Here is an 11606-nt window from a genome sequence, read left to right as displayed (position 1 = left end):
AAACCGTTTGTTCACCTTTTTCTTCTCATTTGTCATACCTTCCGCCTCGTTTCCGCCTCTGTCAGCTTCCTTCTCAGTTCATTTGCAGACGCAATCGATTCCCGGTCTGTTATCACGCCCCCGGGCTTGTTTCCTTTGCCGAGCAAATAGCCGTCGAATGTCATGTTCATAAAATCAAATATGTAGTGAAACTGTTGAATGAGCGGCAGCCCTTTCAAGCGGGGATCATCGTCTCCGACAGCTGCCACGTAGACCGTTTTTTTCGCCATTTGCTGTTTAAATGCAGATCTTCCATGCTCTATCAATGTCTGTGACCAGCGGTCAATAAAATTTTTCATCAGACCCGACATGCCGTACCAATAGATCGGAGTGGCGAAAACTAGGATATCCTTCTCCAGCACCCGGCTGATCAGGTCTCTGTAGTCATCATCAGGGTAAAAAGGGGCTGTATTGCTGTGCCTGTAGTCCGATACGGGCTGAATGTGATAGTTTCGCAGAAATATCTTATCGGCATCAAGTCCGTCTACTAATCGATTCATCAGTTCTTCCGTATTTCCATTTTCACGGGAGCTTCCGCAGATTGCTGCTATCCCCATATTGTTTCATCCTCCTTTGGAATCGGTCATGAATTCAGTTTAAGATAACAACAATCATCAGTAAAATTGATATTTTAGATATTTACCATCGGAAAAATCGATTATATAGGCAAACTTAACAGAAAAGAGAGAATGGAAAGGAAGCATGAGGATATTATCAGAAGGATCAAGACGAAAAGCTCCGCCCCCCTTCGGGAGAAAGGCAATCGAAACCGATGCAGAAGAAAGTGAATGGGACTGCTGGCGTCAGCGTTGGTTAGCAATGGCTCTAAAACGCCTTATTCAATCCGGTCTGGTACCCCTTAAGAGAGTGAAGCTGGAAAAATGAAACGACCTATGTACAGGGCAAAGGTAAGGCTGCTCCTTAAAACGCGCGTTTCTATGGAGCAGACAGAATCTATACACAGGCAGCAGGCCTGCTGCTCAAATACGTCATTATCAATTAAAACACTCGTTAAAACAGCCGGTTGGATCATCTTGATAGATCAAGATTCAACAGAACCGCCTGTTTTTTTGGATAACTGATGCTTCTAAACGCTTACTGCTTTATCGGTTTTTCAGCATCGCTTTGGACGGGCTGACTGTGAAGAAATTCTTTCACATCTTCAATTTGCAGCCCAAGTTTTTTCGCCTCCTTCATCAAAATCACCCAATCTTTGTCCAACTTGTGTTTCGTTTGAGTATTCATAGCTTCCTCCAATATGATAAGACGTTGTTCACCTCAAAGAAAAAAACGGTTTTTCCTTGAGATGCAATAAAAGTTATAAAACAACAGCCATGTGAAAACAATGACAAATTTCATAAAAAATTCACAAAGTCATCTTTGATAAACCTACCTATTCCCTAAATAACTGACTAAAAAAACCAAAAAATCTTAGATTCTTACTTATAATAATAAACAATCAATTACTGACTGGATAGTATTCAATTAAAAATGATCATTTTTCCCTATTAAGAATTTCTCAATTGCAGCCGAATATCCTTTGAATATTCTAAAAATAAGAAAGAGATTTTTGGCAGATTATTACGCAAAAGTATTGGAAAATCAATAGTTTCAAGGAATGATTTAGAATAAAGACATGGTGGGTAGGGAGGGTCCTTTCGGCTTAGTTGCTGTATGGGTTAAAGAAGGGTAATACGAAAATACTATTATCGACCAGTATTAAGTGGAAAAAAAGAACATTGGTTTCAAATGCAGAGAAAAAAGTATAGCTTTTGCCTCAAAATCGCTTTAATTCACCAGGATGAAACCATTGTAATGGATAAAAACCCGAACTATTCCTTGTAAGGCATTTAATGGAACAGAAACCTTTCCACTTGTTTTGCCCCTAGTTTTTATTTGAAGAAATGATGAAAATACGAGCTGGAAAATGCTGAAGGTGGTAAAATGAAAAGCGAATATATCATCTTAGGATTAAAAAAGAGATTCACAGGCGTTTTATAGACTTAAAATGGAAGAATAACGCCGCTGAAAGGAGAGAAATGAATTGGCAATATTAGTATGCGGAGGGGCGGGCTATATTGGAAGCCATGCTGTAGCGGAACTGTTAAGCCGCAATGAAGAAGTCGTGATTATTGATAACCTGCAAACTGGACATCAAGAGGCGGCTTTAAAGGGAGCTTCTTTCTATAATGGAGATCTACGCGATGAAGCATTCCTAAGAAAAGTATTTCAGGAAAACGAGATTGAGGCTGTCATGCATTTCGCGGCCGATTCTTTGGTTGGAGAAAGCGTAACAGATCCTCTCAAATATTATGACAACAATGTTTACGGAGCCGTTTGCCTGTTAAAGGTCATGAAAGAGTTCGATGTAAAGCAAATTGTCTTCTCATCAACGGCTGCAACATACGGAGAACCGGATCGTGTGCCGATTATGGAAACAGATCCGACGGATCCGACAAACCCGTATGGGGAAACGAAGCTCGCGATTGAAAAAATGCTGAAGTGGTCTGAAAAAGCATATGGAATCCGTCATGTCGTCCTTCGCTACTTTAATGTTGCCGGTGCGCATGTAGACGGATTGGTCGGCGAAGATCATCAGCCTGAGACGCACCTGATCCCGATCATTCTTCAAGTCGCGCTTGGCAAACGCGACAAGATTATGATTTTCGGCGACGACTATCCGACTGCAGATGGTACGTGCATCAGAGACTACATCCATGTAATGGATCTGGTCGACGCGCATATTCTCGCTGTCGAAAGGCTTCGAAAGGGCGGAGAAAGCACTGTATACAATCTCGGAAACGGCACGGGCTTTTCGGTCAAAGAAGTCGTTGAAACAGCCCGGAAAGTGACAGGCTGCCCGATACCGGCGGAGGTTGCAGAGCGGCGTGCTGGAGACCCGGCACAGCTGATCGCCTCTTCTGAAAAAGCAGTGAAAGAACTGGGATGGCAGCCGAAATACGCCGAGCTGGAAACGATCATTGACAGCGCGTGGAAGTGGTTTAAAGCACATCCGAACGGCTATCAAAGCTAGAATGCGGTGACGCCTATTAAATAGGATGAAAAAGAGCTTTCAGTTACAGAAGGAAGCTCTTTTTTGATGTTTAAAGCGTGCTGTCAACAGGGAAAAGGAATGGAGGAAGATAATGATTCACTATGAAAAAATTTAACAATGTTAAATTAATGATTGACCAAAGTTTTTTATTGTGGTAAACCTAAATTTGACAGATTTTTTGTTTCGGAGGGATTTGTCAGCTCTTGCTATGTGTGTAAAAAGAACTAAAAAATTACCAGTCTATTTCCTTCATTATTCATAATATCATGAACAAATTTTGACGATTTTGTGACATTTGGGTGAAAAAAAGGTGAACAATCGAAAAAAATAAGGCTAATTGGTGAAGATTTTGATAGCATAGCAAGGTAGAAGAAAAAAGTTTTTCAGAATCCTTTTATCTTAGATATTCTGACCAAATTTTAGACATCATTTAAGGAAGGATGGTGATCCTCTTGTTCAGAGCATTTAAACCACTGATTATGCTGACTCTACTTTCCTCCATTTTTTTATTGGGCGGCTGCAGTCAAATCGCGGTATTGGATCCTAAAGGACCGGTTGCTTCGCAGCAAAGAGATCTTATTCTATTATCGATTGGATTTATGCTGTTTATCGTAGCGGTCGTATTTGTCCTTTTTACTGTGATGATTGTGAAATACCGTGAGCGTAAAGACAGAAAGTCTCCTTACAGCCCGGAAGTAGAAGGCAATACATTTTTAGAAATCGTCTGGACAGTGGTTCCGATTTTAATTGTTATTGCGCTGTCAGTGCCGACAGTTCAAACAATTTATTCTCTAGAAGAGGCTCCAAAAGCATCAAAGGACAAGGAACCTTTGGTCGTATATGCGACATCTGTCGATTGGAAATGGGTATTCAGCTACCCGGAACAGGATATCGAAACGGTCAACTATTTGAATATCCCGACAGACAGACCGATCTTGTTTAAAATCTCATCTGCCGATTCTATGGCGTCACTGTGGATTCCGCAGCTTGGCGGGCAAAAATATGCCATGTCCGGAATGGAAATGGAGCAATATTTACAGGCAGACCATGAGGGTACTTATAAAGGCCGAAATGCAAACTTCACAGGTGAAGGTTTTGCAGAACAACAGTTTAATGTCAAAGCGGTATCTGAAAGCAAGTTTAACGACTGGGTGAAGAAAACGCAGAAAGAAGCTCCTAAGCTGACGAAAAACCAGTACGATGAACTGATGCTTCCTCAGCATGCGGACGAAATGACGTTCTCATCGACACACCTGAAGTATGTTAACCACGGAAATGATGCGGAATACGCCATTAAAGCGCGCGAAAGATTGGGCTATAAACCATTGTCTCCGCACTCAAAATCAGATCCGTTTGAAAACGTGAAGACAAACAAAGATCAAAAACAATCTGAAGACCAAGATTCTCACTAGGAAAGGAGGAAGCTTGCATGAATTTGAAATGGGACGAATTCATAATTACAGGTGACCCATTAATTCTTGGAGCACAGATTTCCATTTTGCTTACATCCATTGCAATCGTATTTGTGCTGACATACTTCAAAAAATGGAAATGGCTTTGGAGAGAATGGATTACCACCGTCGATCATAAGCGTTTAGGAATCATGTACCTCATTGCCGCAGTCATTATGTTCTTCCGCGGCGGTGTCGACGGGTTAATGATGCGTGCCCAGCTCACGCTTCCTAATAATAGCTTTTTAGATTCAAACCACTATAATGAAGTGTTTACGACACACGGTACGATCATGATCATTTTCATGGCGATGCCGTTTCTTATTGGATTAATGAACGTCGTCGTACCGCTCCAAATCGGTGCGCGCGATGTTGCATTCCCGTATTTGAACAACTTGAGCTTCTGGACCTTCATGGTCGGAGCGATGCTGTTTAATATTTCATTCGTCATCGGCGGATCGCCGAATGCAGGATGGACGGCTTACATGCCGCTTGCAGGCAATGAGCTGAGTCCTGGGCCTGGGCAGAACTATTACTTGCTCGGACTTCAGATAGCGGGTATCGGTACGCTTCTCACCGGGATTAACTTTATGGTGACCATCCTGAAAATGCGTACAAAAGGCATGACCCTATGGCGGATGCCGATGTTCACTTGGACAACGCTGATTACTTGTGTGATTATCATTTTCGCCTTCCCTGTCTTGACAGTGGCTTTGGCGCTGATGACATTTGACCGCTTGTTCGGAACAGCCTTTTTCACCTTGGCGAACGGCGGTATGCCGATGCTGTGGGCGAACTTGTTCTGGATTTGGGGACATCCTGAGGTTTACATCGTTATTTTGCCTGCTTTCGGTATTTTTTCAGAAATCATTGCGACATTCGCAAGAAAGCAGCTGTTCGGCTACAAAGCAATGGTTTATTCAATTGTTGCCATTTCGGTTCTCAGCTTCGTCGTTTGGCTGCACCACTTTTTCACAATGGGCAACAGTGCGGCGGTCAACTCGTTCTTCTCGATTACGACGATGGCGATATCGGTGCCGACCGGAGTTAAAATCTTTAACTGGCTGTTGACGCTGCATCGAGGCAGAATCAAAATCACAACGCCGATGCTGTGGTCGCTTGCATTTATTCCGAACTTCGTCATCGGCGGTGTTACGGGCGTTATGCTTGCGATGGCAGCTGCGGATTATCAATATCACAACACATACTTCCTCGTATCGCACTTCCACTATGTGCTGATCGCGGGTACTGTGTTTGCATGTTTCGCCGGATTGATCTTCTGGTATCCGAAAATGTTCGGTCACAAACTGAACGAACGCATCGGAAAATGGTTCTTCTGGCTGTTCATGACTGGCTTTAACATCTGCTTCTTCCCGATGTATTTCCTTGGATTGCAAGGAATGCCTCGCCGTATTTACACATACGGAGCAGAAGACGGCTGGACTGCATTGAACATGATTGCGACATTCGGCGCATTGCTGATGGCCGCAGGATTCATCGTTCTCTGCTACAACATTTTCTACAGCTTCCGTCATTCAAAACGCGAAGAATCAGGAGATGCTTGGGGAATGGGTCGTACGCTTGAATGGGCTACATCTTCTGCGATCCCGCCGCACTATAACTTTGCGGTTCTGCCTGAGGTTACATCACCTGACGCATTTGCGCAAATGAAAGAAGACAATGTCGAGATTCATCCTGAAAGCAAGTTTAAAAAGATTCATATGCCGAGCAATTCAGGCCGTCCGTTTCTCATGTCATTATGCTTCGGATTTGCTGGATTCGGGCTTGTCTTTGAATGGTTCTGGATGGGAATCGTCGGTCTGATCGGTGTATTCCTCTGTATGATTCTTCGTTCATTTGAATATGACGACGGCTACTATGTAAGTGTTGAGGAAATAAAAGAGACTGAACGAAAGAATGCCAAGTAAAGGAGGCGGGATTGATGGAACATGCAGAACACAGCAATTCTAACGCTCCTATGGAATACCGTTCTGAAATCGGAAGGTTGAATATCCTTGGCTTTTGGATTTTTCTTGGAGCGGAGATTGCTTTATTCTCTACGTTATTTGCGACCTATGCTGTTCTTCATAACAGAACAGCGGGGGGCGTACTGCCGGCAGAACTGTTCGACGCAAAGCTCGTTTTAATCATGACGTTCCTGCTGTTAACGAGCAGTTTCACATGCGGCATCGCAGTGCATGAGATGCGCCGCGGCAGTTTGAAAGGCGTGATGATCTGGATGATCATTACCCTGTTGCTCGGTGCTGGGTTTGTCAGCTATGAGCTTTATGAGTTCAATCATTATGTACACGAAGGTGCCACTTTATCGACAAGTGCTTACTGGTCATCTTTCTTTGTTCTATTGGGAACACACGGACTGCACGTATCGATCGGTATCTTCTGGATTATCGGCATTTTGCTTCAGACGAAAAAGCGCGGCCTAACCCCGCAAACGTCTGCTAAGCTGTTTATCTCAAGTTTGTATTGGCACTTCTTAGACGTGGTATGGATTTTCATCTTTACCGGCGTCTATTTGATAGGGTTGGTGAATGTATAATGGCAGCAAAACAATCGGCTGAACACAGCCACTTTCCTTGGAAGCATATTGTCGGGTTCGTGTTGTCCATTGTGCTGACCTTATTGGCCTTGTGGGTGATCTATACGGACTTAAGCATGGCTGCAAAGCTGTGGATTATTTTCGGTTTTGCGATCATCCAAGCTGGACTTCAGCTCTTAATGTTTATGCATATGACTGAAAGTGACAGCGGCAAAATCCAAGTCGGGAATACGCTGTTTGCCGCATTTATTGCGGTTGCGATTATTGCCGGTTCCGTCTGGATCTTCGCTGCTCACAACTATCACGGAGACAACCCTGAGGGCGGTACTCCAGGTGCAAAACATTCTGAGCACAGCGGACATTAATTGATTGGCAAAAGAGTGCGGATTTCAACGATCCGCACTCTTTTTTGGTTGCTGAACGGAAAAAGAGAGAGCCACAGGCTCTCTCTTTCTCATACACTCTTAACCGCGTTTTACGCCGCGGCCGAATTTGCCGTCGCCCGGCTTGCTCTTTTTAGAAAGAGTAACAGTCAGGAATGTACCATAGTTTTTAACTTGTGCAGTTTCCAATTTGCGCATCTGTGTCACCTCCTTATTACTTCCAGTTGATTACATATTCATGCTATCATAGAATAAAGTGGTAAAAACCACAAAAAGGCACTAAAACCCGACATCATCCTTCAATTCTATTCATAGGGTTTTTATTGCGGTATTTGTTCGGAGGAAACTGATTTAAGGAGAGTGTTACTGATGATACGCGTGTTGTTAGTAGACGACTACAGGGTTCTGACATCCGGAATGAAGGAAATCTTAAAAAAATATAATATGGATGTCATCGTTTGCCACGAAGGAAATGAAGCTCTCGACCTCTTAAAAAATCAAGAGGTACATATAGACGTTTTTCTTTATGATTTAAAAATGCCGGGGATGAACGGGTTGGAACTGTCTCTTAAAACGCTGGAAACCGCACCTCAATCCAAAATTATCATTATGTTTTCGGGAGATGAAATTCACTCATATTTTAATAAGCTGATTGAGGCCGGAGTTAAAGGGTTTATCGATAAATCGTATACAGACAGCATGATTGCTTCGAGTATTTTATTGTGTTTAAAAGGGGCTGTGTTATTTCCCGATGGCTTGCTGCAAAAACTGAGGCTCGACTCGGATCTCGCGGTGGACGAGCATTTAACAGACACAGAACTGGATATTTTGCAGAAGGTGGCCAGCGGTAAAACAAATAAAGAGATCGCAGCAGACCTACAAATGTCGACGCGCAACGTAGAGTATCACTTGAGCAAAATCTATAAAAAGCTCAAAGTAACGTCACGGTACTGCGCAGTAAAAAAAGGAACGATGCTTAATTTGATCAAGCAGAAAGTTTAGACAAAGTATATATTTGCTTTTCCCTGCAAAAGAGAGTCGATAGGCTCTCTTTTTCTTTTTCCTCCGAATAAATCCCGTAATAATGGCCCATTGATGCCATTGGCTATTCATGTCGGTTTTCGGTAGTTTTTTGCGGTTTTTTTGATATTGTCCTGTGATAATCTGATTCATGTGGTCAGTTGGTAAATTCAGGGGTATCGTCGCATTGCAGACTCTTTTTAAAACGCTCCAAAGCTGAAATGATAACGGCATTCGCCTAGGGCGTGGAAAGAACATCATGCATAAAGTGCTGAAAGAGAGCTTGCCGGCTCTCTTCTCCTTTATTTTTCTGAAATCATGCATACCGGGGAGGTCTAATTTTTGAAAATTATTCGAAATCAAGAGACAGCGACAACCGTGTTGGAAAATGAATGCATCGTCCTAAACCTGGACAATGGGCAGTATTTCGGATTGGAAGGGGCTTTAAAAGAGCTGTGGATCGAAATTGAAAATGAGCGAAAGGATAAAAAAGACATTCTAATCAAGTGGCAATCGGCGTTCGATCAGACAGAGGAAGAACTGTCAGCGATATTAAATGAGGCGATACAGGAACTGACACATCATAAGCTGATTGAAATAGAGGATAAAAGCTGATGAAAAAAAGAGCGCTTGTCAAAAATCACGAATATTTTACAACCGTTCATGCTTTTGTACGTATGATGCTGTTAAATCATGATTTTGAAGAAGCTTATGAAAAAATTGCGATCCATCTGTTTCCGCTGTATGCAAGCGCACAGCAAAGAGGTGCAGGGCTGCTTGATATAGACGAACTGCACCAGAACGGCGAATATTTATATTCGCTTGATGAAGACGACCATTTGGTTACTTCATGCGTTTCTATTGCATTAACGATTCAATCTATATTATTCAGCAATGGGTTTGATGCTGATCTCATGATCGGGGTCAAGAAAATTGATGACAAGCTGTTTTCTCATGCGTGGGTTCAAACGGAAAACGGCAAATCGATCGATCCGAATCATAAAAATAAGGGTTTAAAAGTTTTACAGACGTATAAGATGAGCGCTTACGCTGAAAGGTGGGTGTTATCTCTAGTATGAAAGTATGGTTTGGAATGCAGGGAGACAACACCGTTGCATGGCATGAGTGGGTTTCCGCCGTCAAGAAATGGGGACGGGTGGAACGGATTCACAGCTACAGCCGCGGGATCGCCAACATGGCTGAAGCGCATATCCGATACGATGAAGCTTTTAGACCTACAACTCAAATAAATCTTTTGCATCCCGTCATCTTAGACGGCTGGATCAGCGGCGGTCTTAACGCAAAATCGGATGGCACCCGAAAGATTGAACAATATGACAAGCTGTACGGGTCTTTGAAGCAGGATCAAGCTGCCATGCTGTCTCACTCGCATGGCGAATTTACGATGATGTGGTGGGATGACAGTCTACATAGCCTTGTTTTGGCGACTGATATATACGCAACCCGTCCTGTTTACTACTGGGTCAGTCCGAAAGGAGAATGGTTTGCAGCGAATGACTTGCGCATCCTTTTGCTTGTTCATGACATTCCTTTTGCGATCGATCAAAATGTGTGCAGAATGTTTCCTACTTCAGGCTTTGCTGTAGGAGAAAACGGCTTTGAAGATCGGACGTTTTTTAAAGGAATACGCAAAGTGCCTGCGGCGTCCTACGCTTTTCTTGGCCGGGATCATGCGGTTCATGCGCACAGCTATTGGGGACTTTCGCAGCTGTTAAACGGGAAAGATCTTGCTGGAGACGCAGTTCCGCGGTTCCGGGAGCTTTTTCAGGAAGTGACAGCAGATCGTTTAAAAGATGAAAAGCATATTGTCGAATTAAGCGGCGGACTGGATTCAGCTGCCGTAACCGCCGCCGCAATTGCAGGCGGACGGAAGGAACAGCTGCTGGCCGTCAATATATCATTTGCCGAACCTGACATGATATTAAGCCATGACAAGGACCTTGTAAAAAATATGATGCGCGATATGGATATTCCCGGCCTGATCATTCTCGGAGACGCCACAGCCAAAATTCCAAACGCGGAAATCGGGCGTGATCCGCTTTGGTTTGTAGACGGTCCTGATCCGAGAGCCAATTCACTGGTTAATGAGACTTTTACAGTGATCGCTGAGGAGTATGGTGCTTCGTCTGTCCTGACGGGTGAGGGCGGGGATTTCATTTTTAGCGGAGAAGTGTCAGTGATCGATTCTCTGCTTCGGCAGAGACGGTTTTCTGAAATCTACAAATTGCTTCGCGAATGGTCAGGCGGCAGCATGAAAGAGATGCTGAAGCTGGGATTTCAATACGGAATCGCCCCTTTCATGCCTTATATCGGAGAAAAGCTCTATTACGACCTGCTGTGGTCAGATACGGAATATGAGCTGCCTGAATATTTTACTGAAGAACACCGAAAGAGAGAACGGGAGATCAATAAGGAGGATCATCTTCGCTATCGAAAAAGCCGGGAGCTCTCGGTGTGGGGTAAGAGGTTCCATTATGACTTTTTGTGGCCGAGAGCGAGGTACATGGATGCTGTTGGTGTGACATTGCCTACGTACCATCCGTTTTTGGATCGGAGGCTGATCGAATTTTCATTTTCCGTACCGCCTGAACAGCATTTTGATGTTTTAAAAGGGCTTGAAGAACATTATGCAGGCTCTAAAATGCTTCTTCGCAAATCTTTCACCGATATCCTGCCTGCCTATGTTTATAACAGATCAACGAAAACAACATATGCCCATATGGCCAGGAAAAGCTTTATGAATGACCGCAGACACGTTCTTCAGCTATTTGAACCGGGAGAGCGCGTCTTTGTTGAAGAGCTCGGCATCATTAAGCGCGGTATATGGTGGAAACACTTGCTGGCTATGGCTATTCGCTCTGAAGATCCAAATAATGATCTGGGCATGGGCTATCAGTACATGAGATCTGTCATTGACTTGGAAATATGGCTCAGGGAAGCATCCAAGGGGAAGGAGCACCTTCTCGACCGGAGCCGTCCTGGAAAACCAAGGGTCATGGCTGATATCGAAACCGTCAATACGCCGGAGAAAGCCAAAATATACTCGTATCAATGACCACAATAGGTATAGAAAATGAAGG

Annotated in this window: 12 protein-coding genes; 9 read left to right on the top strand and 3 right to left on the bottom strand. The window is 43.6% G+C overall.

Translation table 11 applies throughout. The annotated features are described in order from the left end of the window. Positions 1 to 32: 32 nt before the first annotated feature. The gene (locus MHB72_RS20735; protein WP_145646081.1) at positions 33 to 596 is read right to left on the bottom strand and encodes a flavodoxin family protein; all 564 of its coding nucleotides are present in this window, start codon (positions 594 to 596) and stop codon (positions 33 to 35) included. Positions 597 to 1134: 538 nt separating this feature from the next. Beyond that, positions 1135 to 1284, bottom strand: a complete 150-nt coding sequence (locus tag MHB72_RS20730) for an anti-repressor SinI family protein (RefSeq protein WP_023856995.1) — start codon at positions 1282 to 1284, stop codon at positions 1135 to 1137. Positions 1285 to 2083: 799 nt separating this feature from the next. Here MHB72_RS20730 and galE point away from each other — a divergent pair. The 5 genes from galE (at position 2084) to qoxD (ending at position 7467) form a co-directional block, all read left to right on the top strand. Then, entirely contained in the window at positions 2084 to 3073 is a 990-nt protein-coding gene (gene galE, locus MHB72_RS20725; RefSeq protein ID WP_023856996.1) for a UDP-glucose 4-epimerase GalE, read from the top strand. Positions 3074 to 3537: 464 nt separating this feature from the next. Next, positions 3538 to 4506 (top strand): cytochrome aa3 quinol oxidase subunit II, encoded by a 969-nt coding sequence (gene qoxA, locus MHB72_RS20720; RefSeq protein WP_095291511.1) that lies wholly within the window; start codon positions 3538 to 3540, stop codon positions 4504 to 4506. Positions 4507 to 4523: 17 nt separating this feature from the next. Then, the gene (gene qoxB, locus MHB72_RS20715) at positions 4524 to 6473 is read left to right on the top strand and encodes a cytochrome aa3 quinol oxidase subunit I (RefSeq protein WP_025810604.1); all 1950 of its coding nucleotides are present in this window, start codon (positions 4524 to 4526) and stop codon (positions 6471 to 6473) included. A 14-nt stretch (positions 6474 to 6487) separates the two neighbouring features. Next, positions 6488 to 7102 (top strand): cytochrome aa3 quinol oxidase subunit III, encoded by a 615-nt coding sequence (qoxC, locus tag MHB72_RS20710; protein ID WP_023856999.1) that lies wholly within the window; start codon positions 6488 to 6490, stop codon positions 7100 to 7102. Beyond that, positions 7102 to 7467, top strand: a complete 366-nt coding sequence (gene qoxD / locus MHB72_RS20705) for a cytochrome aa3 quinol oxidase subunit IV (RefSeq protein ID WP_023857000.1) — start codon at positions 7102 to 7104, stop codon at positions 7465 to 7467. The genes qoxC and qoxD overlap by 1 nt, the downstream gene beginning before the upstream one ends. 99 nt (positions 7468 to 7566) lie before the next feature. Here qoxD and MHB72_RS22940 read toward each other — a convergent pair whose 3' ends face one another. Then, positions 7567 to 7683 (bottom strand): lariocidin family lasso peptide, encoded by a 117-nt coding sequence (locus MHB72_RS22940; RefSeq protein ID WP_423734433.1) that lies wholly within the window; start codon positions 7681 to 7683, stop codon positions 7567 to 7569. A 171-nt stretch (positions 7684 to 7854) separates the two neighbouring features. Between MHB72_RS22940 and MHB72_RS20700 the strand changes: the two genes are divergently transcribed. The 4 genes from MHB72_RS20700 (at position 7855) to MHB72_RS20685 (ending at position 11581) form a co-directional block, all read left to right on the top strand. After that, a complete protein-coding gene (locus MHB72_RS20700; RefSeq protein ID WP_026580278.1) occupies positions 7855 to 8487 on the top strand; it encodes a response regulator transcription factor in 633 nt (210 codons plus the stop codon). 360 nt (positions 8488 to 8847) lie between these two features. Further along, entirely contained in the window at positions 8848 to 9120 is a 273-nt protein-coding gene (locus MHB72_RS20695) for a hypothetical protein (protein ID WP_026580277.1), read from the top strand. Beyond that, the gene (locus tag MHB72_RS20690; protein ID WP_216919281.1) at positions 9120 to 9584 is read left to right on the top strand and encodes a lasso peptide biosynthesis B2 protein; all 465 of its coding nucleotides are present in this window, start codon (positions 9120 to 9122) and stop codon (positions 9582 to 9584) included. Before MHB72_RS20695 ends, MHB72_RS20690 begins: the two co-directional genes overlap by 1 nt. Continuing rightward, positions 9581 to 11581, top strand: a complete 2001-nt coding sequence (locus tag MHB72_RS20685; protein ID WP_216919283.1) for an asparagine synthase-related protein — start codon at positions 9581 to 9583, stop codon at positions 11579 to 11581. The genes MHB72_RS20690 and MHB72_RS20685 overlap by 4 nt, the downstream gene beginning before the upstream one ends. Positions 11582 to 11606 lie beyond the last annotated feature (25 nt).

This window comes from Bacillus sp. FSL K6-1284 (genome assembly GCF_038002625.1).
Lineage (GTDB): Bacteria > Bacillota > Bacilli > Bacillales > Bacillaceae > Bacillus > Bacillus paralicheniformis.
The sequence above is the reverse complement of the archived record's forward strand: the minus strand, read 5'-3'. Positions and strand labels throughout refer to the sequence as shown.